The following is a 26,298-nucleotide window of genomic DNA, read 5'->3' on the forward strand; positions in this document are numbered from 1 at the left end:
CTATGTGGCGGTGTTTTTTGGTTATATCTTTTTAGGGTTGTCACTTTCAGCGCCTGTTGGGCCAGTCAATGCAGCCCAAATCGATAGAGGGATTAAAAGTGGATTTTGGCACGCGTGGATTTTTGGTGTGGGGGCTATGGCTGCGGATATCGTCTATATGCTTCTCATATATTTTGGTGTCGCCCAGCTTTTGACCGCACCTCTTGTGAAAACCTTTTTGTGGCTGTTTGGCTTTTTCGTTCTGACCTATACCGGCATTGAAAGTCTGCGTAAAATCAATTTGCAGGAGAGTCCAAAGAAGGACGGAGGAAACACAACGATTGGCCATTCCTTCATGACGGGATTTTTCATTTCTCTTTCCAATCCGCTCAGTATTTTATTTTGGCTTGGAATCTATGGCAGTATTTTGGCCAATACGATCGAAAAGTATGGGGCTTCCCAAATGCTGATGTACAGCATGGCTATTTTTATCGGCATGCTCATATGGGATTTCAGTATGGCGTTACTTGCAAGTACGTTTAGGCGCTACTTGAATGAGCGCATTTTACATGGCTTATCTGTTCTTGCAGGTGTATCCTTACTTGGCTTCGGTGCCTATTTTGGGTATCAAGGCATCATGGCATTGATTGGGTAGAAATGTTGTAAAACAGACTGACGCAATCAGTCTGTTTCAGCGTGTAGACAAACCCTCGCATTCGTTGTCAGGTCTGCGCGCCGGTGCTCACGAATGTCAAATTCGCTCCGCTCCGGTGCTCGTCCTTCCTAGACTTCAAAGGTTTTCTATCACGCTGAAAAGAAGACAAAGGGCTAAAATAAAGGTCATTTTAGCCCTTTGTCAACAATCTGAAACAGACTGACGCAATCAGTCTGTTTTTTTGTAAGGATTGACAGACATAGAACATACTTGATTAATGGTGGAATATAAAATTGATTCAAGGAGCTTCTGCCATGCGCATTTTTCTGCCAGTATTCAACTATGCATGTATGCTAATGTTGTCTGTCATTTCAGCGACATTCGTGTATACCATCTTATTCACTCCGCCTGAAGTGGGCTTCAGTTATATGGAGATAACCAGTCTTTTGATTTTGATTGCTATGTGATTTTTGCTGCACCGATACAAATTGTTTTACACCGAAACCCTAAAAAGTTTCGAGGCCGTGATTTGCTGATTTATTTGATTACGGCGTGGGTTGTTTGTTCGGCGTTGGCTTTGTGGATTGATGATGGACTTGTCGTGTTCATTAGCTACAAAGTCTATCTGTTTAGCTTTTGCGCCGCTCTCATTTATTGGTTGTTGGATTCCGTCTTTTTGATGAAGAACCGATCATAGGGTTTTACGAGGTCATCTGTATATTACTAAAGCGAGAGTGCGCTCTCTATTAAAAGGAGTAGCATGATGGTTACATACACTTGATCATACATAATTGGACTCAATTGAACCAATAGATCCACCTTATGGGTGCACAGGGAAAGTCGTTGAAGGACAGTCACCACAGCCTTTTTTTCTCATAGGCTATGGAGAAGACGCTAAAACGAGGTGGAAGGAAATGGCCCAGCTGTATGCAAAAAGTTGCCTTGATCAAAATCTACGATCGCTAGAAGGATGGAAGCAGGATGCTTTCACGCAATTTGGAGAGATGGTAGGAGATGAGGCAGATACATTCCCTTGTGTACCAGGAAGACAAGGATTTTTCCTCGATCATTTACGTTATGGTTTTGTTGGTGACCCGAGGGGAGAAGAAGCTGTCAATGAGCTTGCAGAGCTGTTAAGGGCTTATCAAAGCTGTTCAAGACAAACCGGTCAATATGCTTCATTCATCTGCTTTTTTGAAACGCCTCAGGATTTGCAAGATCGTTCGATTGAAGAGTTTGAGGATCAGTTTTGGTCGCTCGTTCAACGATTACATCAAAAAGATGAAATGAAATGGCCTGATGACATTCCGGCAGATCCTGAGCATCATGAATGGGAGTTTTGTTTTCACGGGGAGCCTTATTTTATTTTATGCGCCACACCTGCTCACAAGCTTAGAAAAAGCCGTCACTTCCCTTATGTCATGATGGCGTTTCAGCCAAGGTGGGTGTTTGAGAAGATGAATGGTTCGACCACATTTGGACAAAAAATGAGCAAACTCGTTCGTAAGCGGCTCAAGGCATATGATCAAGTAGATGTACACCCTGCGTTAAAATGGTATGGGGATCAGAAGAATTTAGAGTGGAAGCAATATTTCCTCTCAGATGATGAGGCGGAGAAACCAGCCTCCGCCAAATGTCCATTTACTGCATTAAAAAACATGATGAAATTATGATGCGGTCTGATCCTGTTTCCACTTTTTCTTCATAAATAGCACCATGATGGCAATTACTGCAATGATCCCAATACTGATAAAAAAGCCTGGTCGTCCGCTGGCCTCTGTCAATGTCCCTGAAACGGCGGCTCCAATTAAGAGCAGCGCAAGAATCATTTCACACGTTTGGCGAGTGGATGGCTTTGATAGCTTTTTACTTGAGAACAGGATGAACACCCATGTGTACAGAAGGGTAAGACCGGCTGCTGTTGTGAGGTGCTCATAGATGTGTTTGGACAAAAAGAGTGCAAGCAAAATCGAGACAATTAATCCAGCAGCAGTTAAGATAATCGAAGACCATCTGACATGAGATGGGTCTTTTTGTTTAAAACAAGCAGGTGCATCTTGATGCTCCGACATCGTGCCAAGAAGAGTCGTGACCGCATATAGAGAAGCAACCAATGTAGAAAAACCGGCAATAATGAAAATGCCATTGAAGATATGAAGAAAGATTGACAAATGAAATGGCTCTAATGATGTAATAAATGGACTGCTGTTCTCGTTAAAGGCTGTCACTGGGACAAGCAAGAGAGCAAGTCCGATCGAGACGATATAGATGACGGCTAGAATGATCAGCATGACACGTCCAGACTTTGCAGCATCCTTCGGGTCCTTTAAATGAACCGCCATCAGCCCCATGACTTCAATTCCCCCAAATGCATAAAACGCATAAATCAATCCATTCCAAAGACCAAGCGGACCAAGCGGCATCCATTCGTGATCTTTGTTTGGCAGATGGAGGGCCGGTTTATGATCTGTGAGAATGCCGCATAAAACAAGGACGGCGAGAATCATAAACAGCAGGATCGCTCCGGTCTTCAGCACCGCAAGGACATTTTCAGTCTTTTGAAAAGAAGACAGCCCAATGATAATGACGAGCAGAGCAAGAGCGGAATAAATCGCAGAAAACACCCAAAGCGGAACGGATGGAAACCAGTGTCGGGTAAAAAGAGAAATCGCGGTCAACTGACTTCCTGTAATCAGCATTTCTGCAAACCAATACACCCAGCCATTGCTAAAACCTGCCCAGCGTCCATACGCTTTACGAGCATAAGAACAAAACGACCCTTTATCAGGGTTTTCTGCTGTCATCGCAGCCAAATGTTTAAAGACGAGATATGTGCCGACTGCAGCAAGAAAAAATGAAATACAGACGGAATAACCGGACTTTGTAATGGCGATGCTGGAACCAAGGAAGAAGCCAGTGCCAATTGTACAGCCGACTCCGATGAGAGAAAGCTGCCACCAAGATAAAGATTGTTCTTTCAATGTACGTGCAACACCTTTCCAATTCAATGACATTAGCTTGTGACCGCCTCTTTTTTTTATACATGATCAAAGGGACGTTTTGGGCATACTGTCATGGAAAGGAGTGCATGTGATGAACGGAGAATACGTGATTTTACCAAAAGATGGGCGCGGCTTTCGTTTAGGAAAAGGCCAATGTATGCGAGTAGTCGATGTCGAAGGCCAGCAAGTAGCAGATGTGATGGCTTATCATGAAAAAGATTTTTATGAAAAATTTGACCAAGGCGCTACAATGGACAGCCTGTCCTCTTCCAAAGTGAAAAAAGGTGATAAGCTCTATTCTAATTTATATAAACCGATGTTTACGGTCATTGAAGATACAGTAGAATGCCATGATTTATACATGCCTGCGTGCCGGCAAGAAATGTATCAGCTCCTATATGGCCGGACGCACTTAGAGGCGGTGCATACATGCTACGATAATCTTCGTACAGCCTTTGAGCCGTTCGGTATTCCGAAAGAGGATATGTACTACCCTTTTAACGCCTTTATGAATACAGTCATTGATGAAAAAGGAAAGCTGTCTGTGGAACTGCCAAAATCGCTCCCCGGTGATTATATTCGTCTGCGTGCCGAAATGGATCTCATTGTGGCAATATCCGCATGTCCAGCTGATATAGGAAAGTGCAATGGTTCAAGCTGTACTTCTATACGTGTGGAAATTGATTGAAAGGCCATTCAAAAAAAGACTTGGTCTCTTTCGTTTGTGAATGTTTGATCATTTATGAAAAAGGGGAACGTCTAACAAAATAACCTTCAGAAAACATGCTATAATGAAGATTCTAAAATCGTTGTCAAACCAATTAAATTGAGAGTAAAACCTGTTCTCTTCATGTAGAGGATGCTTAGGAGGAAAAGTGTATGAGTTTGCAGAAAAAGATCAGCCAAGAGTTGCATGTGCAGCCCTCAATTGACCCAAAGCAGGAGATCGAAAAACGGGTTGGATTTCTAAAGGATTACTTGAAAAAAACCGGTGCAAAAGGCTTCGTCCTCGGCATTAGCGGCGGACAGGATTCGACGCTTGCTGGCCGTCTCGCTCAGCTGGCTGCATCTGAGCTGCGTCAAGAAGGAAAAGAAGATGCTGTCTTTATTGCGGTTCGTCTCCCGCATGGCGTGCAGCAGGATGAAGACGATGCTCAGCTCGCTCTATCATTTATACAGCCAGACAAGTCATGGAAATACGATATTGCGCCTGCGGTGGCTGCATTCAGTGATCAGTATCAAAAGGAAACAAACAAGCCGCTGTCTGACTTTAATAAAGGGAATGTGAAAGCACGTATGAGAATGATCGCACAGTATGCCATCGGTGGAGAGGAAGGGTTACTTGTCCTCGGTACAGATCATGCGGCTGAAGCAGTGACCGGTTTCTTCACGAAGTATGGTGATGGAGGTGCAGATGTTCTGCCGCTCACGGGTCTAACGAAACGCCAAGGACGGACTCTGCTAGAAGCTCTTCAAGCACCGGAACGCCTGTACTTAAAGAAACCAACAGCCGACCTGCTGGATGACAAGCCTCAGCAAACGGATGAAACAGAACTCGGTATTACGTACAATGAAATTGATGATTACTTAGAAGGAAAACCAGTTTCCGATCAAGCTGCTGAAGCGATTGAAAAGCGCTATGTTCAATCAGAACATAAACGCCAAGTACCAGCTTCAATGTTTGATGACTGGTGGAAATAAGAAAATGCCGGAACCCTCTCCAGTGAAGGAGAGGGTTTTTAATTTCAGGTGAATTTGACAGAATAAAAAGAACATGTTGCATTTAAATTAGTAGAACGATATACTTGCGTCTGTTTTACTAAATGAAGGGTGAATTTTTTGATAAGATAGTGAAATGATTAGTTCGATTCACTTAATTCATCAATAAATGACTGTATTTTCAGAAAAAATATTGACGGCAAAAACGAATGCGCTTACAATGAAATCACATTCCAAAAAGTGAAATTAAATTCCACTAGACGGAATAAGAGGAGCTTCATCTCCAAAAATAAGCTAAAGGAATGAATGACACAATGAAAAATCGCAGTGCACTGGAAATATACAACGAAGGGGGTGCTTGGTGGGAGACAGAGATTAGTGATATTCAGAAAAACTCCATTGAGCTACGAGGGTATCCAATTGAAGAGCTCATTGGCGAATTGTCATATCCACAGATGCTTTATTTATTGCTTGTCGGAGAATTGCTGGATGATTCTAAAGCTGCCCTTTTTGAGAGTGTTCTTGTCGCAGGTGCAGACCATGGGCCAAGGGCACCGTCTATTGCAGCAGCAAGAATGGCCGTTACGTGTGGCATTTCATTTAATTCCTCTGTAGCGACAGGGATGAATCTATTAGGTGATATTCACGGTGGTGCCGGCGAAAAGGCGATGTGTATGCTGTACGAGGCAAAATCAATTTACGATGAAAACAAAGATATAAAATATGCGGCAAAGCAAGTGTGTCAGGCTTGGTTAGCCCGTAAAGCCAAGATACCAGGTATCGGCCATCAGCTGCATGATGACGATCCGCGGGTGAGACGTTTATATGAATTGAGTCAGACCTATGTCGAGCACGGTCATATTAGCGGTATTTACTTGAGGTTAGCGGAGGCAATCAGGCACGAACTTGAAAACCGAAAAGGGAAAAAAATAACGATGAACATAGATGGCGTATCAGCTGCGATTCAATGTGAATTAAACATCCCGGCTGAAGCAGCAAAAGGCATCTTTTCCTTATCAAGAGGAATGGGCATTGTGGCGCATGCGTACGAGGAGCTGACAAGGGGAGCCCTCGTGAAAGGACCTTGTCCAAATGAAGAAAGACTGGTTCGTTACGTTGGGCATGGAACGCGGCATTTGAAGGAGGGTGAGACAATTTGAGTGAATTGAAAGCGTTGTCATATGTAGGTGGAGATTGGCTTGAAGCAAATCGTGAAAAAGAGGACATCATCAATCCGTACTCTGGAGAGACAATTGGCACATCTTATTTAGCGTCAACAGGAGATATAGAACACGCACTTACTGTTGCACAGCAAATCAAAAAACAACTAGTGGGTATGTCAGCGTTAGATCGTTCGATTCTTTTGAAAAAAGCAGCTACATTGCTAGAAGATCAAAAAGAATATTTTGCGAAACTCATTTCTTTAGAATTAGGAAAGCCGCTTAAAAACACACGAGATGAAGTCTCACGATCTATTGAAACGTTAGTGCAATCAGCCGAAGAAGCCAATCGATTAATAGGGGAGACCATTCCTGGTCATGTATCATCTCGCGGACAGGGAGCAATGGCGATGACATTTAAAGTGCCAGTTGGTGTGGTGTTAGCCATTACTCCTTTTAATGCACCACTCAATCTCATTTGTCACAAAATTGGTCCTGCTTTTGCAGCAGGGAATGCCATTATATTAAAACCGGCTCCGCAAACATCAGCGGTTGCCACAGCATTTGTCAAACTGCTGCTTGAAGCGGAATTCCCTGAAAAAAGCGTGCAGCTCATTATCGGTGGAGTAGATGCCGGAAGACAATTAGTGACGGATGAAAGAACAAATCTTGTTTCTTTTACCGGAGGCGCAGTTGGCGGAGAACATATTTCTAATTCCGCTGGATTGAAAAAGGTACTACTAGAGCTTGGTGGAAATGGAGCTACTATTGTCCATCATGATGCGGATATTGAAAAAGCTGCATCCCTTTGCGCAAAAACGGGTTTCAGTAATTCTGGTCAAAGTTGTATTTCCGTTCAACGAATTTATGTCCACAAGGAAATCCTGGCAACATTTACTGAGACACTAAAAGAAAAAGTGGATCAGCTCATCGTTGGAGATCCGCTGTCCAGTGAAAGCGATATCGGCTGTATGGTTGATGAACAGGCAGCAAAACGTGTAGAAGTTTGGATACAAGAAGCAGAGAAAATGGGCGCTAGCATCATTTCTGGAGGACAAAGAAATGGAGCAAGCGTTAGACCAACTATTTTGCTCAGCCCGCCAAAACAGGCCAAAGTCGTGTGCGAGGAAGTATTTGGTCCGGTTGTCAGCATCCTTCCTTATGAAGATTTAAATGAAGCGATCAAAGAAGCAAATGATAGCCGCTACGGTTTGCAAGCCGGAATCTTTACGAGCCAGCTGGCTGTAGCGTTACACGCAGCGAAAGAGCTTGAAACTGGGGGCGTGATCATCAATGGGACATCGAATTTCAGATTGGATCACTGGCCATATGGCGGTATTAAGCGAAGTGGTATTGGAAGAGAAGGTCCACGTTTCGCCATTGAAGAGATGACGGAAACCAAAATGGTCGTCCTTCCAGAAGGGATATAAGGGGGAAGCAGGTATGGATGGAAATGCATTTCAGCACAAGCTGAAAGTCGTGCAGGCAGGTGGTCGGCCGATGGTTTGTACTCCATTAATAGGGCAAACAAAGGAAGAACTGCTTCATGAACTAGAGGTGTTAGCCGAGAAGAAACCCGATGTGATTGAGTGGCGAGCTGACTTTTTTACGAACCTCCATGATAAGGAACAAGTAATAGAGACCCTTCATTGGATGAAAGACAAGGCGCAGGGAATTCCAATTTTGTTCACCATTCGTTCTGAAAAGGAAGGCGGCGAACCAATATCGCTTTCAACGGAAGAAAAGGTAACGCTGCTTGAAACGCTATGTGCCACTCAACTTGTGGAGGCCATTGATTATGAATTGATGCATGATGAGAAATTTATGCAGAAAGTCAGTCAAGCGGCCAAAAAGAATGGGGTGACCTTGATTGTCTCTTATCATGATTTTGACAGTACGCCTGAAGTCGCTCGTCTCGTGCAAATATTCGGTAATGCGGAATCGGTTGGCGCTGACATTGCAAAGGTAGCTGTGATGCCGCATTCATATGAGGATGCATTAAAGCTGCTCTATGCAACCAGTCATGCCAAAAATCAATTGAAGGTGCCTCTCATCTCAATGGCAATGGGAGAGTATGGAGCTTTTACAAGAATGATTGGCGGACTTTTTGGGTCAGACATGACCTTTGCCGTGGGGAAAGAAAGCTCAGCCCCTGGTCAAGTCGCAATACAAGATTTGAATACCGTTTTATCTGTTGTGTTTTCAAAGAATGAGTGAGTAGTAGAGTCATAGCTGCACCAAGAGAGGAGAGAAATATGAAAAAGAATATATCATCACAGGTCATTCAGTATTTAGAAAACCGGGGAGTCGAGCATATTTTTGGCCTCTGCGGTCATACGAATATTGCTTTTCTATCAGCGCTTGAAAAAAGCAGTATCAAATTTGTGAATGTGAGACATGAACAGATTGCTGCACACGCGGCAGATGGATATGCAAGAGCGAAGAAACAGACATCTGTTGTTCTCAGTCATTTAGGACCGGGACTTACGAATGCGGCAACAGGAGTGGCGAATGCAGCACTTGATTCCATTCCAATGGTTGTTATTGCAGGAGATGTCCCAAGTCATTACTACGGAAAGCACCCACATCAAGAAATTAATCTTCATTCCGATGCTTCTCAATATGAAATTTATCGACCTTTTGTGAAAAGAGCATGGCGTGTCGACATTCCAGAATTATTCCCAGAGATTTTGTCAAAAGCATTTCAGTTAGCCGAAAGCGGCCGTCCTGGACCAGTACTCATTTCAGTTCCAATGGATGTGTTTTCAAAAGACTTAGATGTTTCCCTATTTAAACAAATGGAACAACATACACACACAATAGAAAAACCATCCATTGATGATCATACGGCAAATCGTATCATGGACCGATTACTGCAGGCTGAAAAACCACTTTTATATGTAGGAGGAGGCATTTTACTAGCCGATGCTGCGGAGGAATTAAAGGCATTCTCTGAGCACCTCAGTATCCCTGTTGCCCATTCATTAATGGGGAAAGGAGCGATGCCGGATAATCACTCAATGACCCTTGGAATGACCGGGTTTTGGGGCACAAAGTTCATCAACGATCAGTGTAAAGAGGCGGACTACATTTTCGCCTTGGGAACACGTTTTGCTGAAGCGGATGCAAGTTCTTGGGAATCGGAATATACATTTAACTTCTCAACAACCAAGCTGATCCATATTGACATTGACCCGAATGAAATTGGACGGAACTATCCAGTAGAAATTGGAGCTGTAGCTGATCTCAAGCAGGCGTTAACCGTGCTGAACCGTGTGGCGAGAGAAAGACTGCCAAAAGGTCTGGATCGACCTGAATTGAAAAAAGACATTGCTGCATATCGTGAGGAATTTCGGAAGAGCAATCTGACGAATATTCAAGATGAATCCTTCCCGATGAAGCCGCAGCGTATTTTGCAGGAAGTACGTGAAGTATTGCCTGCAGATGCTTTTATTACAACCGATGTTGGCTGGAATAAAAATGGAGTAGGACAGCAATTCTCTGTGTATACGCCAGGTACGATTTTAACACCAGGTGGGTTTGCGACGATGGGATTCGGAGCACCCGCAGCACTTGGAGCAAAGGTTGCTCAGCCTGATCGTGTCGTTGTGTCACTTGTTGGAGATGGCGGGTTTGGCCAAAACCCATCTGTTCTGGCAACAGCCGTGGAAGAAAACATTCCTGTTGTGTGGATTGTGATGAACAACAGTGCGTTTGGGACGATTGCCGGCTTACAAATGGCACATTATGAGACGACTTATGGCACGGTCTTTAGAAAAGATGGTGAGAGCTATTCTCCTGACTTTGCCACCATTGCTAGAGGTTATGGAATGAAAGGAATAAAAATTACTTGCGCTGCTGAATTCAAAGAGGCATTAGCTGAAGCAATTTCATCCCAAGAGCCGTGTGTGATTGATGTGGCAATGAAAAATGATCCTGTGCCTACTGATGGGCATTGGAATATCAATGATATTTATTCACCAAATACAAAACGCTCACACGTCAGTGTGAATTAAAAAATGGGGAGGAATTATCAATGAAAATTAAAGTATTGAATCCGTTTAAAGATGGGCATCCATTATGGTTAGGTTTAGATCATCCTGAAGAGCAAATGATTCGGAAAGTATTTCAAACCATTACACCAGATACGGTTGGATCGGAGCATATGATGGCAGGTCTCACCATTTTTGAGCCGGGGGAAGCAAGCTCTGTTCACAATCACCCAGGTTCAGAGGAATTTGATTATGTGATTAAGGGGTCTGGCGAGGTCATTTGTGATGGAGAAAAACAGTCCTTTAAACAAAATGACTTTATGTTTATTCCAGATGGTGTCTCGCATCAGCATGTGAATACAGGGGATGAACCTTTATGGCTCATTTGGCTGTATACACCACAAGGACAGCTGCCAAAGGATTAAGAAATCAGCTCAAGAAGCTCATCCTTCTAGCCTTCAAGGGTTTTTAGGTCACACTGAAAGAAGACAAAGGGCTAAAACAGGCAATATTTTAGCCCTTTATCACATGAATGAAAGGGAGTCACGCAATGAATAAGAATACACCACTTGAAGGATTGAAAATATTGGACGTTTCGACGATGATTGCTGCACCCTATGGCGCAGTTCTTCTAGGGGATTTTGGTGCAGAAGTCATCAAAGTTGAAATCCCTGGAAAAGGAGATACGCTTCGGCATGTTGGTCCTTTTGCGGACGGTGAACCGCTAAGATGGTCAGGACTATCAAGAAACAAAAAATCCCTCACACTTGATCTTCACAAAGAAGAAGCGAAAGATATTTTTAAAAAGCTTGCAGCGCAGGTCGATTTGATTATCGAAAATTTTCGTCCAGGAACACTTGAAAAATGGGACGTTGGGTACGATGTATTAAAGGAAATCAACCCTCGTTTAATTATGATTCGTGTATCAGGCTATGGACAGACAGGCCCATTTAAGGACAAGGCGGGGTTTGGAACCCCTGCGACGGCGTTTAGCGGCTTTACGTATCTTCAAGGGTTTCCAGATCGCCATCCAGTCAGTCCGTCCTTTTCACTGACAGATTACATTGCGGGTATCTATGTGGCGTTTGCCGCTGTGACAGCCATGTATTATCGGGATACACATCCAGAAGGTACCGGGCAAATGGTGGATCTAGCACTCTATGAGTCTGTTTTCCGTATGCTGGAGTTTTTGGTTGCAGAATATGACAAGCTTGGCAAGGTACGCGAACGTTCACCAGGGCTAAGCGGTCATTCGAGTCCTGCTGGCACTTACGAAACAAAGGATGGGCATTATCTCGTTCTAGTAACGAGTACAGATTCGACCTTTAATCGACTGGCAGAGGCGATGAATCGATTAGATTTACTAGAAAACGAAAAATTCTCCGTAAATGCAGCGAGGCTGAAGCATAACGATGAAATGGATGCTATCGTCTCTCAGTGGATTGCATCCAAATCAAGGGATGAGGTATTGGACACTTTAGATACTCATGGCGTACCTGTGAGTCCGATCCTCAGCATTCGGGATATCTTTGAACATCCGCAATTCAAAGAACGAGAAAATATCGTTGAAGTTCATCATCCTCGGCTTGGAAAAGTGAAAGTACCTGGCATCATTCCGAAGTTTGAAAAAACACCAGGGAGTATCCGCCATATTGCACCTGATTTGGGTGAACATAATTATGAGATTTTAACGAACATGCTCGGACTGACAGAAGAAGAGTGCAAACAGTTAGAAGAAAAAGGAGTTATTTAAGGACGCTCAACCGATCCGCACAGTGCGGAAACAAAGGAGGATGGTTATGAAAGTGCATTCAGAACTGAAGGGGAACGAACTGCAGCCCGCTTATATGAAACCAACGAAAGCCCGTTTTGGTATATTGATTCTGTTGTTTTTTATTACGGCCATTAATTATATTGATAGAGCCAGTGTGTCCATTGTTGCACCAGCTATTCAATCTTCCCTGCAATTAAATCCTGCATTATTAGGCCTGATTTTTTCGGCGTTTAGCTGGACGTATACAGCCATGCAAATACCAGGCGGCTTTATTCTTGATAAATTCGGATCAAAGGTTACGTATGGGATTTCGCTCATTACTTGGTCTATTTTCACTGGCTTACAGGCGTTTGCAAACAGCTTTGCTTTTTTATTCGGCTGCCGTTTGTTTATTGGAATTACAGAATCTCCAGCATTCCCTGCCAACAACCGCATTGTGACAACGTGGTTCCCTAGAAGAGAGCGGGCTTTTGCTACAGGCGTTTACACTGCTGGAGAATATGTTGGCCTAGCTTTTGCAACTCCTCTTCTTTTTTGGATCATGACCACTTTCGATTGGAGAACTGTATTTATCACTGCAGGTGCGCTCGGTATTATATTTGCTTTTTTTTGGTATAAGTATTATCACGAACCGAAAGAACATCCGAAAGTCAATGAAGATGAGCTAGAGTTGATTCGTCAAGGGGAAGGGCTGACAGTGGCCTCACAGGAGAAACTGAAATGGGCAGACTTTGCCGCCCTTTTAAAATATCGCAAATTGATTGGGCTCTATATTGGTCAATTTTCTGTGGCGTCCACACTCTTTTTCTTTTTAACATGGTTTCCTACTTATTTAGCTGAGGCGAAAAATATGGCGTTTCTAAAGGTAGGTTTTGCAGCTTCTCTTCCATACATTGCGGCATTCTTTGGAGTGCTGTTTGGCGGTTATGTATCCGATTGGCTGCTCAAAAAGGGTGTATCTGTCAATGTGGCAAGGAAGCTGCCTGTCGTTGTTGGTTTGCTCCTGACAAGTACCATCGTGTTGGCGAATTTCACGACAAGTATTCCGCTTGTACTGACCATTTTGTCCATTGCTTCCTTCGCACAAGGGCTGTCAAATATCTCATGGACCATGCTGTCTGAGGTAGCGCCGAAAGAGATGGTAGGCCTTGCTGGAGGCGTGTTCAACTTTTTTGCTAATTTATCTGGGATCATCACACCGCTGATCATCGGTTTGATCGTATCCGTGACAGGCTCGTATAACGGAGGTATTTTATTTGTCAGCCTTGTCGCATTAGGCGGGGCGTTATCCTACATATTTATCGTAGGTAAAATTGAACGCATCCAATTAAAACCATAGAATGAAAGAGAGCTCATCTCAGTGATGAGCTCTTTTTGTTATGAATAAAAGATGACGGTGATAACCGTTGCGCATATGATTCCCATACTGATGTAAAAGCCAGCAAACCATATATTCCAGCGGGTGATACGATAAGGGTTGACCTTCATCAAATCTGCCAATAGCGAGACGGAAACATTAAATGGACTAAACATGACCGTCGACGTTCCAGCCGTAATGAGTACAATCGCGATAGGCAGGGCAGGGAGCTCATGAATGAAAGGTGTTAACATGCTTACTAACAGAGCAAGCGACACAAGTGGATGGAAGCCGCAAAGTGCAGTGATCAGAAAATATAAGCCAATGACACAATAAATCCAGATCGAATGGTCTGATATACTGACAATAAATGCTTGGATAGGCTTTAGACTGTTAGTAACGAGGAGCATATCGACAAAGAAACCGGCACTTAAAAATAGACACATATAATTGGAGAGATGACTGGTGCGCTCCTTCCAATGAGGAACAGAGACGGCGACATATTGTTTCCGTTTTTTGATGACAGATGAGAATAATAGAGCAAATGGAATAATCGCTAACACAACGGCGAATAAATAACCTTTCCCAACCCATCCATCAACTAGCGAGACGACTGTGATAAAACTCAGCAGCATCAAAGCGAGCTGAAGGGTTTTTCGCTTAATTCTCTTTGGGTTGGTACGTGTATCCTCTAATTCGATGATACCCGGTAATCGCTTGCTCTGGCGAGAAAACAGGAGCCAATCCGTCATCAATACAATCAGCATTAAACAAAAGGTAACAGGTGCAATTTGATAATATTTCAGCTTGGTTGCATCAATGGTCACACTCACCAGCACTTCAACAGGGCTCCAGCTTAGGCAAAGCGCATAGGACCTTAAGAGATTGCGCGTATAGAGCTGCTGTCTGACATGTTCTGTAAGGGAGTCCAGTGAAGGTTTTAAAGAGGTATATAGTAAGGGAATGGTGGCGATATTTAAAAACATTCCGAGGACATGCGTCACAAATGAGCTCTTTCGATAGAGCTGTTTTGTGCTGGTTGTATGTAAGGTGAGCAGCTTATTTAATTGTGTATCAAAGTGTCCAACATGTATGAGAGAATGAATAAAAGGCAGCATGAAAAACAGAGATAGTAAGCCTAGCATGGAATGAAAATGGAGAAAAAACGTATGCAAAGGCTGGTCAGATAAGAAAAACAACACCAAACCAATGAAGAGAAACATAGAACCAGTTTTCAAATAAAGCCCATTGGCCTTCTTGAGAGAAATGGTGAGCGAAGCGACAGCCAGTAAACCGACAGAATAGGAGAGAATGGGAGCAGGAAATAGTTGATTGACGATGTAAAAACTAATCAGAAGTGTATAAATCATCACGTACATCAGAACATCTCCTCCGACAAACAGCATTGATTGTTTTGGTTCCATCTGGTGGAATTTGTTTTCTTATAATGGAATATTTAAAATGGATTATAGCAAAGTTGGCTGTTCATGTCGACACAGAAATTAAAAGGAAAAGGAGAAATTGAACATGGCTGATAAAAAGTCAAAAGAAGAATCGGGACTGCGTACCGTTCAGCGGGCTTTGGATATTCTTCATTGTTTTAGCGAAGAACGGCAAGAGCTGACGCTAACGGACATTTCAAAAGAGATGAATTTAGCAATGTCTACCACGACGAGACTGCTCAAGGCACTTGAAATGAATCATTTTGTGGAAAAGAACCAAGATACACTCAAATATCGACTCGGTCAAAGGCTTTATCTGCTCGGTTACATTGCTGGGAAGTCCATCAAATTGAGGGAACTGGCAAAGCCGCTTATGTACAAACTTCGTGATGAAACAAAGGAAACCGTCAATTTATATGTGCTAGATCATACAAGCAGGATTTGTATTGAACAAGCTGAAGGGCTGCAATCCATCAGGCATCTTGTCAAGATTGGTGAGAAGCTGCCATTATACGCAGGTGCTGGTGGAAAGGTTTTGCTTGCCTTCCAAAGCGAAGAATTTCAGCAAAAAGTATTCATGTCTGAGGCTGAAAACGTGAAGAAAGATGACTGGCAAAAGGAATGTGCACATATTCTTAAGGCGTATACTGCTTGCAGTATTGATGAACGGGAGGTCGGATCTGCGGCAGTGGCAGCGCCGATCTTTAACATTCATGGCGAGGTGCAGGCATGTTTATCAATATCTGGTCCAACTCATAGATTTACTGAAGAAGTCATTCCTCAGTTGCAGCAAAAAGTGAAGGAACACGCCCAAAAGCTCTCCGAACAGCTCGGTTACGTTGTCAAACACAATTTTTAAGAATGCCTATCTTTTCACAGCCCATTTATCATATAATAGAAACATTATGTAGCATTCCTTGTCGTAAGGAGGACGTGTCACGAACATGAAAAACAATAGAGAAATCCCTGTGAGACAGCGAAATATTGTCCTCATTGGCTTTATGGGCGTTGGTAAAACAACCATTGGGCAGCTCGTCGCCAAAAAGTTATATAGAGATTTTATTGATGTCGATCAGGAGATTGAGAAAAAGTACAACATGACGATTCCAGAAATGTTTCAGCAAAAAGGAGAAGCTTTCTTCAGGCAGGCTGAAAAGGATTATATCGTCGATTTATGTGAACATACACAGCTGAAGATTGTGTCCCTAGGGGGCGGTGCGTTCAAACAGGAAGAAATCAAACGATCCTGCTTGAAGCATTGTACGGTTCTTTTCCTTGATTTATCTTGGGAGAATTGGAAGCAGCGGCTGGATATTTTAATCGAAAACCGCCCTGTTCTTCATAACCGGTCGATTGACGAGATGAAAGAGCTGTTTGAAGAGCGCCGGGAAATTTATGCCCTTCATAACTCAAGAGTCGAAACAGATCATCTAGAGGCTGAGGAAGTTGCCAATTATATTGTGGACACACTCAAGCTTGGCTGGGATTTATACTCGAAATAAAAAGTCTACCGTCTAGGGTAGACTTTTTTCTATATAGAAGAGGGCTAAACAAACGTTTAATTAAACACGAAGATTTCGTTTTTTAATATAAGTCTAGACGCTGATCTGTCATGACAGGCATTTGTTGTCTCACTTCATCCACTAGCTGAAGATCAATTTCTGCATAATGAATGTCTTCGTCATGGCTTGTTTCAAGCAGTATACGGCCGAGTGGGTCAATCACCATGGAATGTCCAGGGAATTCAGTGTCCCTGCTTGTGCCCGTCCGGTTGACAGCAATCATAAAGGATTGGTTTTCGATGGCTCTTGCGATGAGCAGGCTGCGCCAATGGTCCACTCTTGCTGACGGCCATTGGGCGGTATTGACGAGCACTTTCGCACCTTTGTTCACAAGTGTTCTGGAGAGCTGCGGGAAACGGAGATCATAGCAGATCATCGCGCCGATCTTCACATCTTCACCATAGTCAAATAAACCAAGCTGATCACCAGCGGTTAAATAGTTGTGCTCATCCATTAAGCGGAATAAATGAATTTTATCATAATCTAATACAAGCTCACCTTGGCGGTTAAACACATACATCGTGTTGGTGATGTCTTCATTTTCTGCACGCTTATTCAATACACTTCCTGCGATGAGATACACTTGGTGCTTGCGGGCAAAGGAAGAGAAGAGCTGTTTCGTGCGTTCTCCGTTTACATCGGCGAGCTGATCTGCCTGTTCTAGCGCATATCCGGTATTCCACATTTCGGGTAAAATGATCAGGTCAGGCTGTTGACGGATCGCTTCTTCTAAAAACGCTTCTGCTTTCTTAAAGTTCACATCAGGTTTTCCAATTTGTACGTCCATTTGGATAAGGGCGATTTTCATGACGGTTCCTCCTTTATTCGTTTGCGTGCAAATGTAAAAATTCATGAATGATCCACCTTCATGAATGAATGTATAGGCTGATCCTGCCTGAGAGCATCTAGGCTTCAAGCCAGTTTCTTTATCATAAAGGTTTATGTCATCTTTGCCAATAGAAATGTCAGAAGGTTTCGTCTATATTGAGAGAAGAGAGTGAAAAGGACTGTCTAAGTAAGGAAATCAGTGATATGATACATATAACTAATAAAACAAAGGGGAATAGTATGATATGCAATTGTTCGATTTACCACTAGAAGAGTTAAAAGGATATAAACCAAAGAAAACAGCACGTCCTGATTTCTCTGCCTTTTGGAAGACATCGCTTGAAGCATTGCATCAAGTGGAGCCGAAAAAAGCACTTGAACCTTACGACTATCCAGCAAAAGGGGTCAAAGTGTACCGCCTGACGTATCAAAGCTTTGGGCATTCTCGTATTGAAGGCTGGTATGCTGTCCCGGATCAAACAGGTCCGCACCCAGCACTTGTTCAATTTCATGGCTACAATGGCAGCTATGACGGCGGCATTCATGACATCGTCAACTGGGCGCTGCATGGCTATGCGACGTTCGGAATGCTTGTTCGCGGTCAAGGCGGCAGTGAGGATACGGCGGTAACACCAGGCGGGCACGCATTGGGGTGGATGACAAAAGGCATTTTATCAAAGGATACCTACTATTATCGCGGCGTTTATTTAGATGCGGTTCGTGCACTTGAAGTCATTCAGTCCTTCCCAGAAGTTGACCAGCACCGCATCGGCGTGATTGGCGGAAGTCAAGGGGGCGCATTAGCCATTGCAGCTGCAGCACTTTCAAACATTCCGAAGGTCGTTGTGGCTGATTACCCTTATTTATCAAACTTTGAACGTGCAGTCGATGTGGCCTTGGAGCAGCCTTATTTAGAAATCAATTCATACCTTCGAAGAAACAGTGATCCAGAAGCTGAAGAAAAGGTATTTGATACATTAAGCTACTTTGATTTAATCAATTTAGCCGGTTGGGTGAAACAGCCAACATTGATGGCGATCGGTCTGATTGATAAAGTGACACCGCCATCTACTGTATTTGCGGCATACAACCATTTAGAAACTGACAAAGAGCTCAAGATTTATCGGTATTTTGGGCACGAGTTCATACCCGCTTTTCAAACAGAGAAGCTGTCCTTTTTACAAAAGCATTTGCTTATATAAAAAAGAAAGAGGCCGCTCAGAGTGAGGGCCTCTTTTTCAATAACTCGTGTTCTGTCTTGTTTTTTCATCAGGCACTAAAGCAGTGATGATGAGGACAAGAGCTGTGATGATATGCAGGATGAATCCGAGAATCGGAATCCAGGCCAGGCAGGATGTGACAATTCCGATGATACTTCCAATCATTGGTCCATGGTCTCGCTTCGATAAGACGAGTGTGATAATATGCAGAATAAGCATGACCATGAGCGGTGTGTAGCCATTGCTGATGACAAATAGTCCTCCAATCACAGGGATGGCAAGGCAGGCTTCAAAAATTCCGGTGATCCATTTCATGATGCGAGATATAGACATCAGATCCAACTCCTTTTTCATATATGTCTTATTCGTATTTTCCCAAAACGTGAAGAAGTCATGCAGAATTCTAAAGAAAGAGTTGATGGACGCTTGAGAGAGAGAATCAATGAAGAGCTGAAAATCATCGAAGAAACGTATGACGTAAGGATTTGTCTTGCCGTCGAATCAGGCAGCAGGGCATGGGGATTCCCCTCGACTGACAGTGATTATGATGTTCGTTTTTTATACGTTCCTCGGAAGGAATGGTACTGGTCGATTGAAGAACATCGTGATGTCATTGAGCTGCCCATTGATGACGAGCTTGATATGAGTGGCTGGGAGCTTAGAAAGGCACTTCGTTTATTCAATAAATCAAATCCATCCATTATGGAATGGCTGTCTTCTGATATTATCTATGCTGAATCTTTCTCTTTGGCAAAGCAGCTAAGAGAATTAAAGGATCGAGCGTTTTATCCAGCAGCATTGATGTATCACTATCTCAATATGGCCAAGCGGAATGAAAGTCAATATTTACGAGGAGAGCAGGTGCGAATCAAGAAGTACTTTTATGTGCTTCGTCCTCTGCTTGCCTGTCAGTGGATTGAACGCTACCGGACGGTTCCTCCTATAGATTTTCATGAACTTCTAGAGGAACTGGTGGAGGATGGACCGCTTTTAGCTGAAATTCATGAGCTGCTCAAACGAAAAATGGATGGAGAAGAAATGGATGTAGAGAACCGCCTCGCCTATGTCCATCCATTTATCGACAAAGAGCTGGCTCGCTTTCATGAATTGGTGAAAAGCTACAATCAGCCGAAAAGCAATCTAACTGAAGAATTAAATGAGCTACTGCACTCTACCCTTGATGAGGTGTGGGCGTAAGCGAGGAAGAGCCAGCCGGTTAGCGGCAGGCTCTTTTTTATCTCGTATTGTGATAAAACCACAAAAAAAGTCAGAATTTTTGTCATCTTCAAATATTGTAGCGGACAGCTCATGAGCCTTACAATAAAGACATAGCTTACAAAGAGTGGGAGGTGCCCTTTATGGAGTCGGTCACAAGAAATTTCTTCTTGTTTTTGTCAAAGAGCAGTCTCTTGAACCATATTGCTCGTAATTGGGGAAGTGCTGTTGCATCAAAGAAGATCATCGGGGGGAAGAATTTTGAGAGCGCTATCCCTGTGATCAAACGATTTAATAATCAAGGTATGGCCGTAACAGTCGATCACCTTGGTGAGTTTGTCACAAAGGCAGAGATTGCAAATGAGCGGACGAATGAGTGTATTCAAACCATTCAGCGAATTGCAGAGGCGAAACTCAATTCCCACGTGTCACTCAAAATGACATCACTTGGACTAGATATTGACGATGACCTTGTGTATCGCAATATGAAAAGCATTTTAGATACGGCAGAGAAGCATCGTATCATGGTGACAATTGATATGGAGGATGAACAGCGCTGTCAAAAAACGCTGGACATTTTTAAAGAGATGAAATCTCAATATGAGTATGTCAGTACGGTTCTTCAGGCGTATTTGTACAGAACAGAAAAGGATCTTGATGACCTAAATGAGCTGCAGCCATTTTTAAGACTAGTAAAGGGTGCCTATAAGGAGTCCGCCGAAGTGGCGTATCCAATCAAAAAAGATGTCGATCAGAATTATAAGAAGCTGATCGAAAAGCAATTACTGACAGGGAACTATACAGCCATTGCGACTCATGACGATCAAATGATCGAGTTCACGAAAAATATTGTGAAAAAACACAATATACAGACAAGTCAGTTCGAATTTCAAATGCTGTATGGCATGAGGTCAGAAACCCAGCTAGCGCTTGTGAAAGAAGGCTATCAAATGAGGGTCTATACCCCGTATGGACGAGAGTGGTATGGCTACTACATGAGACGTCTTGCAGAACGGCCGGCAAACATTGCATTTGCTTTAAAAGGGATGACGAGAAAATAATTTGAAACGGGAGCGTGACAAAGATGACAACACCTTACAAACATGAACCATTCACGGATTTTAGCCAGGAAGAAAACCGCCAAGCGTTTGAACAAGCATTAGCAAAAGTAACTGAATCTCTTGGTCAAACCTATCCGCTAGTGATTAACGGAGAAAGAATCGAAACAAAAGACCAGATTGTATCGATCAATCCGGCGAAAAAGGATGAAGTCGTTGGAACTGTGTCAAAGGCGGGGAAGGAAGAGGCGGAACAAGCGGTTCAAGCTGCGGCAAAAGCATTTGAAACATGGCGCTATACCTCTCCAGAAGAAAGAGCAGGCGTATTATTCCGTGCTGCGGCAGGTATTCGCCGTAAAAAGCATGAGTATTCAGCACTTCTTGTAAAAGAAGCAGGAAAGCCTTGGAATGAAGCAGATGCAGATACAGCAGAAGCGATCGACTTCCTAGAGTATTATGCCCGCCAAATGCTGGAGCTGGCGAAAGGTAAACCAGTGAACAGCCGCGAGGGCGAACGAAATCAATACGTGTACACACCAACTGGCGTGACGCTTGTCATTCCGCCGTGGAACTTCTTGTTTGCGATCATGGCAGGAACAACAGTAGCTCCAATCGTAACGGGAAATACAGTCGTCTTAAAACCAGCAAGTGCTACTCCTGTCATCGCTGCCCGTTTTGTGGAAGAGCTTGAGCAAGCAGGTCTTCCAAAGGGTGTTGTCAACTTTGTACCAGGAAGCGGAGCAGAGGTGGGAGATTACTTAGTGGATCATCCGAAAACAAGCCTCATTACATTCACTGGTTCAAGAGAGGTAGGGACACGTATCTTTGAACGTGCGGCAAAAGTGCAGCCAGGTCAGCAGCATTTAAAACGTGTCATTGCTGAAATGGGCGGTAAGGATACAGTTGTTGTAGATGAGGATGCAGATGTTGAACTAGCAGCTAACGCCATTTTTACATCAGCCTTCGGTTTTTCAGGACAGAAATGTTCGGCTGGATCTCGCGCTGTCGTCCACGAGAAGCTGTATGATCAAGTGATCGAGCGAGTGAAGGAAATTACAGAAACGAAAACCACAGCCAATCCTCTATCAGCTGATGTCTACATGGGACCTGTCATTGATCAGGCTTCCTTTGACAAGATCACGGACTATATCGAGGTTGGCAAGCAGGAAGGCCGCCTAGTCACTGGCGGAACGAGTGACGATTCGCAAGGTTACTTTATCCATCCAACCATTTTTGCAGATCTTGAGCCAACATCTCGCTTGATGCAAGAAGAAATCTTTGGACCTGTATTGGCCTTCTCAAAAGTCTCAAACTTTGATGAAGCACTTGAAGTAGCCAACAATACAGAATACGGTTTGACTGGTGCTGTCATTACAAATAATCGTGATCACATCAACCGTGCGAAACAGGAGTTTCACGTGGGGAACCTCTACTTTAACCGTAACTGTACAGGAGCAATCGTGGGATACCACCCATTCGGCGGCTTCAAAATGTCAGGGACAGATTCAAAAGCAGGCGGTCCAGATTACCTAGCGCTACACATGCAGGCGAAAACGATTAGTGAAATGTTTTAATTTGGAAAAGCATGAACCTGTGCAGGCGGGTTCATGCTTTTTTTGCTTGTCTGCGACTTGTTTCTATGCAAATCTGTCCGGAAAGAAGTATGATAAATGTATCACTTAATCAGGGAGCAATCGGGATGGAAGAGATATTAGAAAAGCTTCATACATTTTTTGATGTCGATAAGTTAATTGCATTTATTAGCGGGTATTTAAAAAAACCAGTCATTTTAGAAAGCACAGAGTGCCAGCTCCTTGCTTATAATTCTTACAGCATTCAGCAGTTTGACCCAGTCAATCAGCAAACGATTTTCTCAAAGGAATGCCCGGGGTCTGTAGTCGATTGGTTAAAGAAAACCGGGGTAATCGAAAGGCTTCTCGCGGAGTCAGAGCCTTTTTATGTGAGCGGTCATGACGAGCTCGGTTTTAATCGGCGGGTGGCTGTGAGCGCAAAGCATAAACAAGAGGTTGTGGGCTTTATTTGGGTGCAGGACATTGAGGATTCTCTCTCTCAGGAGGAGCTGCAATTTTTGCACGAAGCTTCCTTTCAGGTTGGAAAAGTTATTTATAAAAATAAGAAACAGCTGGAGAAAAAGGAAGGTAAAATTGAGGAATTTTTCAAAAAGGTCATGGATGATCATTTTTATACAGAAGAAGAGCTGAAATGGGAGGCTGAGAACTTAAGCATTCCACTTCCGGCTGTATTTACCGTCATGGTTGTACACGCTGCCGATAACAAAAGTGAGACGGCAGAAGATGTGAAGGATGTCATTAGAACGTATTTGCAGCTAGAAGATAAGGTCAATCACGTCTATTCCGTGCAAGCAGACATCGTCGTCATATTAGGCAGTCTGTCAGACCGGCACTCACCGAAAGCGACCGCCGCTGATGTCATCGCTCATCTGAAATCGAAAACGCATTCACATCCATCCCCTTTGTATATTGGGATGGGAAGAGAATATCGCGATGTGATGAAAATGAGTACAAGTCGATTTGAAGCGATAGAGGTAGTGAAGGCTGTGAAAATTGTCGGGGGACAGGAACTGATTCCCTATGATTACGAGAATCTGGGGGTCTTCCGTTTCTTAGACTCAATTTACAGCCACCAAAAGAAGAAAAACGACTTCAATCCAGATTTGTTACGTTTGAAGGAAAAAGACCGCGATAGCCAAACCTCTTTTTTAAAAACCCTTGAGGTCTACTTATTGAATAATTGCAAGCTAAAGCCAGCTGCGGAGCAGTTGTTTATTCATCAAAATACATTAAACTATCGAATGAAACAAATCTTTGATATGACCTCGATTGATTTGAGTCATTTTAGTCAGCGATGTGAGTTATTTATTGAATTGATGCTGATGAAAAAAGATCAATAATCATGGAATCCGCAGGTGCTCAGGATCACCTGCGGATTTTCATGCGAGTTGTGAAAATGGCATACAACTACTGCGTTTCGTTGTATGATAGATAAAGATTTTATGAGAAAAGTGAAAGGGGGCCACCCTTTGGGATCAGTCACCTTGGCCATTTTGATTTTCATCATGACCCTCGTCCTTGTCATTTGGCAGCCAGGACGTTTAACCATTGGATGGTCAGCATGTGGCGGAGCCATTCTTGCTCTTGCCTTTGGTGTCGTTCATCTGAGCGATGTGTGGGAAGTCACGCAAATTGTATGGAACGCCACCTTTGCATTTATTGGCATTATTATCATTTCGTTAATTTTAGATGAGATCGGTTTTTTTGAATGGGCTGCACTGCATATGGCAAAAGCCGCAAGAGGGAACGGTGTCCGCATGTTTATTTATTTAACATTGCTCGGCGCTGTGGTGGCAGCTTTCTTTGCCAACGATGGAGCGGCACTGATTTTGACCCCAATTGTCTTATCTGTGGTGAGAGCGTTGAAACTGGATGAGCGTATGATCCTGCCCTTTGTGATGGCAAGCGGCTTTATTGCTGATACAACCTCCTTGCCATTTGTCATTAGCAACCTCGTCAATATCGTGTCTGCCGATTATTTCCATATTGGCTTTCTCGAATATACAGCGAACATGTTCGTGCCAAACCTCGTGTCACTTGGAGCGAGCATGCTTGTGCTTTATGTGTTTTACAGAAAGTTCATCCCAAAGACATACGATCTGTCACAGGCGAAGGAGCCAGCGTCAGCCATTCGTGATATGCGCATGTTCCGCTTGTCTTGGTATGTGTTAGGATTCTTGCTAGTTGGTTATTTCGCAGGGGAATTGATTGGCATTCCCGTGTCAATCATTGTAGGAGGCATTGCTCTTGCTTTCTTGTGGCTGGCGAAAAGAAGTCCGCAAGTGGCGACAAAGCGCGTCATAAAAGAAGCACCCTGGTCCATTGTGTTTTTCTCTATCGGCATGTATGTCGTCGTCTATGGACTGAAGAATGCCGGTCTCACAGAAATATTGGCGGCATGGATTGAACAAGGCGCATCGCATGGGTTGCTTGCCGGAACGATGTTTATGGGCGTGCTTGCGGCAGTGCTGTCCTCTGTCATGAACAATCTGCCTACCGTGTTAATTGATGCGATTGCGATCGGACATACAAATACAGCAGGCGTCATGAGAGACGGACTGATTTATGCCAATGTCATCGGTTCCAACCTTGGTCCGAAAATGACCCCAATCGGCTCATTGGCGACATTGCTGTGGCTTCACGTTCTCAAGAAAAAGGGCGTCCATATTTCTTGGGGTGCATACATGAAAGCCGGAATCATCCTGACCATCCCAACATTGATCCTTACTTTATTGGGGTTATATGCGTGGTTATGGCTGATACATTAAAGAGCAGGTGCTCTCAGTCAGGTCTCGTCCTTTTTTCATCTACGCTGAATATAAAAAAAAGAGAAGATCGTTGGATCTGCTCTCAGCGTGTAGACAAACCCTCGCATTCGTTGTCAGTCCTGCGTGCCGGTGCTCACGAATGTCAAATTCGCTCCGCTCCAGTACTCGTCCTTCCTAGACTGCAAAGGTTTTCTATCACGCTGAAAAGAAGACAAAGGGCTAAAATAAAGATCATTTTAGCCCTTTGTCAACAGTCTAAGAGAAGATCGATTGGATCTGCTCTTTTTGTTACAGATATTTTGCATAGCGTTTTTCCAAATAATCTTGCAGCAATGAGACCACACTGCAAATGCCCCAGTAAATCAATGCGACCAAAATATACATGGTCATATAATCGAATTCTCGTCCGCCAACAATTTTTGCCTGCTGGAAGAGCTCTGGTACAGTAATCATCGCTGCCAGTGAGGAGGCTTTGATCAAGTCGAGCATGACATTGGTCAATGGCGGCAGTGCAATGCGAACGGATTGAGGCAATATGACACCACGCATGGTTTGCCAATAGCTGAGACCTAATGATTTAGCGGCTTCCACCTGACCACTTGGAACAGAGGAGAGGGCCGCTCGGTTGATTTCTGCTATATAGGCAGCACTATTGAAGGTGAACCCAATAATGGCAGCAGTTACAGCTGTAAACTCAATGCCGATATAAGGGAATCCGAAATAAAGAATAAACAAAATCACCAGAATGGGAACGCCTCGCATGAATGAAATATATAGCCGTGCAGGCAGCCGAAGCAACCACGTATTCGCCATTCTGGCAAGGGCAATAAAAAAGCCAAGAATCGTGCCAAAAAACATGCTCACAAAGGATATGAGCAGCGTCAGCCAAATGCCTTTCATGACAAACGGAAACGACGCCTTTGCCAGTGCAGGATTAAATATATATTCTAAATGAATATCTCCCACGATTGCGGC

At 43.6% G+C, this 26,298-nt stretch carries 25 protein-coding genes; 20 read left to right on the top strand and 5 right to left on the bottom strand.

The genetic code is table 11. From position 1 onward, the window contains the following. Nucleotides 1–4 precede the first annotated feature (4 nt). The 3 genes from NPA43_RS01770 to NPA43_RS01780 all read left to right on the top strand — a co-directional run bounded on the left by NPA43_RS01770 (nt 5) and on the right by NPA43_RS01780 (nt 2,307). Nucleotides 5–634, top strand: coding sequence for a LysE family translocator (locus tag NPA43_RS01770; protein WP_099726124.1), 630 nt, complete (start codon nt 5–7; stop codon nt 632–634). Nucleotides 635–1,097: 463 nt separating this feature from the next. Beyond that, nucleotides 1,098–1,331: a UPF0715 family protein gene (locus NPA43_RS01775; RefSeq protein ID WP_256499278.1), complete on the top strand. Its 234-nt coding sequence runs from the start codon at nt 1,098–1,100 to the stop codon at nt 1,329–1,331. 217 nt (nt 1,332–1,548) lie between these two features. Beyond that, a complete protein-coding gene (locus NPA43_RS01780) occupies nt 1,549–2,307 on the top strand; it encodes a YqcI/YcgG family protein (protein ID WP_256499279.1) in 759 nt (252 codons plus the stop codon). Here the strand turns inward: NPA43_RS01780 and NPA43_RS01785 are convergent. Further along, nucleotides 2,302–3,648 carry an amino acid permease gene (locus NPA43_RS01785; protein WP_256499280.1) on the bottom strand — a complete coding sequence of 449 codons (1,347 nt, stop codon included), beginning with the start codon at nt 3,646–3,648 and terminating at the stop codon, nt 2,302–2,304. The two genes, NPA43_RS01780 and NPA43_RS01785, sit on opposite strands and share 6 nt — an antisense overlap. A gap of 79 nt (nt 3,649–3,727) precedes the next feature. Here NPA43_RS01785 and NPA43_RS01790 point away from each other — a divergent pair, with 79 nt between their 5' ends. From NPA43_RS01790 to NPA43_RS01830, 9 genes are all read left to right on the top strand, one after another. Beyond that, complete coding sequence (locus NPA43_RS01790; protein ID WP_256499281.1) at nt 3,728–4,324, top strand: DUF1989 domain-containing protein; 597 nt, start codon at nt 3,728–3,730, stop codon at nt 4,322–4,324. Between the two features lie 191 nt (nt 4,325–4,515). Further along, the gene (nadE, locus tag NPA43_RS01795) at nt 4,516–5,337 is read left to right on the top strand and encodes an NAD(+) synthase (protein ID WP_099726120.1); all 822 of its coding nucleotides are present in this window, start codon (nt 4,516–4,518) and stop codon (nt 5,335–5,337) included. Between the two features lie 320 nt (nt 5,338–5,657). Continuing rightward, complete coding sequence (locus NPA43_RS01800; RefSeq protein WP_099726119.1) at nt 5,658–6,515, top strand: citryl-CoA lyase; 858 nt, start codon at nt 5,658–5,660, stop codon at nt 6,513–6,515. Further along, complete coding sequence (locus NPA43_RS01805; protein ID WP_230031251.1) at nt 6,512–7,945, top strand: aldehyde dehydrogenase family protein; 1,434 nt, start codon at nt 6,512–6,514, stop codon at nt 7,943–7,945. The genes NPA43_RS01800 and NPA43_RS01805 overlap by 4 nt, the downstream gene beginning before the upstream one ends. A gap of 13 nt (nt 7,946–7,958) precedes the next feature. After that, a complete protein-coding gene (gene aroD / locus NPA43_RS01810; protein WP_256499282.1) occupies nt 7,959–8,732 on the top strand; it encodes a type I 3-dehydroquinate dehydratase in 774 nt (257 codons plus the stop codon). 38 nt (nt 8,733–8,770) lie between these two features. Beyond that, the gene (locus NPA43_RS01815; RefSeq protein ID WP_256499283.1) at nt 8,771–10,531 is read left to right on the top strand and encodes a thiamine pyrophosphate-binding protein; all 1,761 of its coding nucleotides are present in this window, start codon (nt 8,771–8,773) and stop codon (nt 10,529–10,531) included. Nucleotides 10,532–10,551: 20 nt separating this feature from the next. Then, nucleotides 10,552–10,932: a cupin domain-containing protein gene (locus NPA43_RS01820; protein ID WP_099726115.1), complete on the top strand. Its 381-nt coding sequence runs from the start codon at nt 10,552–10,554 to the stop codon at nt 10,930–10,932. A gap of 125 nt (nt 10,933–11,057) precedes the next feature. Then, the gene (locus tag NPA43_RS01825; RefSeq protein WP_099726114.1) at nt 11,058–12,260 is read left to right on the top strand and encodes a CaiB/BaiF CoA transferase family protein; all 1,203 of its coding nucleotides are present in this window, start codon (nt 11,058–11,060) and stop codon (nt 12,258–12,260) included. Nucleotides 12,261–12,306: 46 nt separating this feature from the next. Then, nucleotides 12,307–13,620 (top strand): MFS transporter, encoded by a 1,314-nt coding sequence (locus tag NPA43_RS01830; protein WP_099726113.1) that lies wholly within the window; start codon nt 12,307–12,309, stop codon nt 13,618–13,620. A gap of 38 nt (nt 13,621–13,658) precedes the next feature. On the opposite strand, the gene NPA43_RS01835 is transcribed toward NPA43_RS01830, so the two are convergent. After that, the gene (locus NPA43_RS01835) at nt 13,659–15,017 is read right to left on the bottom strand and encodes a hypothetical protein (RefSeq protein WP_256499284.1); all 1,359 of its coding nucleotides are present in this window, start codon (nt 15,015–15,017) and stop codon (nt 13,659–13,661) included. Between the two features lie 148 nt (nt 15,018–15,165). On the opposite strand from NPA43_RS01835, the gene NPA43_RS01840 reads away from it, so the two are divergent. Then, nucleotides 15,166–15,939, top strand: a complete 774-nt coding sequence (locus NPA43_RS01840; RefSeq protein WP_099726112.1) for an IclR family transcriptional regulator — start codon at nt 15,166–15,168, stop codon at nt 15,937–15,939. Nucleotides 15,940–16,024: 85 nt separating this feature from the next. After that, the gene (locus NPA43_RS01845; protein WP_099726111.1) at nt 16,025–16,582 is read left to right on the top strand and encodes a shikimate kinase; all 558 of its coding nucleotides are present in this window, start codon (nt 16,025–16,027) and stop codon (nt 16,580–16,582) included. 82 nt (nt 16,583–16,664) lie between these two features. On the opposite strand, the gene NPA43_RS01850 is transcribed toward NPA43_RS01845, so the two are convergent. Next, nucleotides 16,665–17,450: a carbon-nitrogen family hydrolase gene (locus tag NPA43_RS01850; protein WP_256499646.1), complete on the bottom strand. Its 786-nt coding sequence runs from the start codon at nt 17,448–17,450 to the stop codon at nt 16,665–16,667. Between the two features lie 265 nt (nt 17,451–17,715). Between NPA43_RS01850 and NPA43_RS01855 the strand changes: the two genes are divergently transcribed. Continuing rightward, nucleotides 17,716–18,672 (top strand): acetylxylan esterase, encoded by a 957-nt coding sequence (locus NPA43_RS01855; RefSeq protein WP_256499285.1) that lies wholly within the window; start codon nt 17,716–17,718, stop codon nt 18,670–18,672. A 36-nt stretch (nt 18,673–18,708) separates the two neighbouring features. Here NPA43_RS01855 and NPA43_RS01860 read toward each other — a convergent pair whose 3' ends face one another. Further along, the gene (locus tag NPA43_RS01860) at nt 18,709–19,023 is read right to left on the bottom strand and encodes a hypothetical protein (protein ID WP_099726109.1); all 315 of its coding nucleotides are present in this window, start codon (nt 19,021–19,023) and stop codon (nt 18,709–18,711) included. A gap of 60 nt (nt 19,024–19,083) precedes the next feature. Between NPA43_RS01860 and NPA43_RS01865 the strand changes: the two genes are divergently transcribed. The 5 genes from NPA43_RS01865 (at nt 19,084) to NPA43_RS01885 (ending at nt 25,323) form a co-directional block, all read left to right on the top strand. Continuing rightward, complete coding sequence (locus NPA43_RS01865) at nt 19,084–19,887, top strand: nucleotidyltransferase domain-containing protein (protein ID WP_256499286.1); 804 nt, start codon at nt 19,084–19,086, stop codon at nt 19,885–19,887. Nucleotides 19,888–20,048: 161 nt separating this feature from the next. Next, on the top strand, nt 20,049–20,966 hold the full coding sequence (locus NPA43_RS01870; protein ID WP_230031256.1) for a proline dehydrogenase family protein: 918 nt from the start codon (nt 20,049–20,051) through the stop codon (nt 20,964–20,966). 23 nt (nt 20,967–20,989) lie between these two features. Further along, complete coding sequence (pruA, locus tag NPA43_RS01875) at nt 20,990–22,537, top strand: L-glutamate gamma-semialdehyde dehydrogenase (protein ID WP_230031257.1); 1,548 nt, start codon at nt 20,990–20,992, stop codon at nt 22,535–22,537. A 125-nt stretch (nt 22,538–22,662) separates the two neighbouring features. Next, the gene (locus NPA43_RS01880; RefSeq protein ID WP_099726105.1) at nt 22,663–23,895 is read left to right on the top strand and encodes a PucR family transcriptional regulator; all 1,233 of its coding nucleotides are present in this window, start codon (nt 22,663–22,665) and stop codon (nt 23,893–23,895) included. A gap of 129 nt (nt 23,896–24,024) precedes the next feature. Then, complete coding sequence (locus NPA43_RS01885; protein WP_305881445.1) at nt 24,025–25,323, top strand: arsenic transporter; 1,299 nt, start codon at nt 24,025–24,027, stop codon at nt 25,321–25,323. Nucleotides 25,324–25,611: 288 nt separating this feature from the next. Here NPA43_RS01885 and NPA43_RS01890 read toward each other — a convergent pair whose 3' ends face one another. Then, complete coding sequence (locus NPA43_RS01890; RefSeq protein WP_099726103.1) at nt 25,612–26,289, bottom strand: amino acid ABC transporter permease; 678 nt, start codon at nt 26,287–26,289, stop codon at nt 25,612–25,614. Nucleotides 26,290–26,298 lie beyond the last annotated feature (9 nt).

The sequence above is a fragment of the Bacillus pumilus genome (assembly GCF_024498355.1).
Taxonomy (GTDB): domain Bacteria; phylum Bacillota; class Bacilli; order Bacillales; family Bacillaceae; genus Bacillus; species Bacillus pumilus_P.

Bases quoted from the DNA above. Each gene is read 5' to 3' on its own strand.
- NPA43_RS01860 (WP_099726109.1), bottom strand. From the start codon at position 19,023: ATGTCTATATCTCGCATCATGAAATGGATCACCGGAATTTTTGAAGCC.
- NPA43_RS01790 (WP_256499281.1), top strand. From the start codon at position 3,728: ATGAACGGAGAATACGTGATTTTACCAAAAGATGGGCGCGGCTTTCGT.
- nadE (WP_099726120.1), top strand. From the start codon at position 4,516: ATGAGTTTGCAGAAAAAGATCAGCCAAGAGTTGCATGTGCAGCCCTCA.
- NPA43_RS01815 (WP_256499283.1), top strand. From the start codon at position 8,771: ATGAAAAAGAATATATCATCACAGGTCATTCAGTATTTAGAAAACCGG.
- NPA43_RS01780 (WP_256499279.1), top strand. From the start codon at position 1,549: ATGGCCCAGCTGTATGCAAAAAGTTGCCTTGATCAAAATCTACGATCG.
- pruA (WP_230031257.1), top strand. From the start codon at position 20,990: ATGACAACACCTTACAAACATGAACCATTCACGGATTTTAGCCAGGAA.
- NPA43_RS01830 (WP_099726113.1), top strand. From the start codon at position 12,307: ATGAAAGTGCATTCAGAACTGAAGGGGAACGAACTGCAGCCCGCTTAT.
- NPA43_RS01850 (WP_256499646.1), bottom strand. From the start codon at position 17,450: ATGAAAATCGCCCTTATCCAAATGGACGTACAAATTGGAAAACCTGAT.
- NPA43_RS01835 (WP_256499284.1), bottom strand. From the start codon at position 15,017: ATGTACGTGATGATTTATACACTTCTGATTAGTTTTTACATCGTCAAT.
- NPA43_RS01840 (WP_099726112.1), top strand. From the start codon at position 15,166: ATGGCTGATAAAAAGTCAAAAGAAGAATCGGGACTGCGTACCGTTCAG.
- NPA43_RS01800 (WP_099726119.1), top strand. From the start codon at position 5,658: ATGAATGACACAATGAAAAATCGCAGTGCACTGGAAATATACAACGAA.
- NPA43_RS01855 (WP_256499285.1), top strand. From the start codon at position 17,716: ATGCAATTGTTCGATTTACCACTAGAAGAGTTAAAAGGATATAAACCA.
- NPA43_RS01845 (WP_099726111.1), top strand. From the start codon at position 16,025: ATGAAAAACAATAGAGAAATCCCTGTGAGACAGCGAAATATTGTCCTC.
- NPA43_RS01865 (WP_256499286.1), top strand. From the start codon at position 19,084: ATGCAGAATTCTAAAGAAAGAGTTGATGGACGCTTGAGAGAGAGAATC.
- NPA43_RS01785 (WP_256499280.1), bottom strand. From the start codon at position 3,648: ATGTCATTGAATTGGAAAGGTGTTGCACGTACATTGAAAGAACAATCT.
- NPA43_RS01870 (WP_230031256.1), top strand. From the start codon at position 20,049: ATGGAGTCGGTCACAAGAAATTTCTTCTTGTTTTTGTCAAAGAGCAGT.
- aroD (WP_256499282.1), top strand. From the start codon at position 7,959: ATGGATGGAAATGCATTTCAGCACAAGCTGAAAGTCGTGCAGGCAGGT.
- NPA43_RS01880 (WP_099726105.1), top strand. From the start codon at position 22,663: ATGGAAGAGATATTAGAAAAGCTTCATACATTTTTTGATGTCGATAAG.
- NPA43_RS01820 (WP_099726115.1), top strand. From the start codon at position 10,552: ATGAAAATTAAAGTATTGAATCCGTTTAAAGATGGGCATCCATTATGG.
- NPA43_RS01825 (WP_099726114.1), top strand. From the start codon at position 11,058: ATGAATAAGAATACACCACTTGAAGGATTGAAAATATTGGACGTTTCG.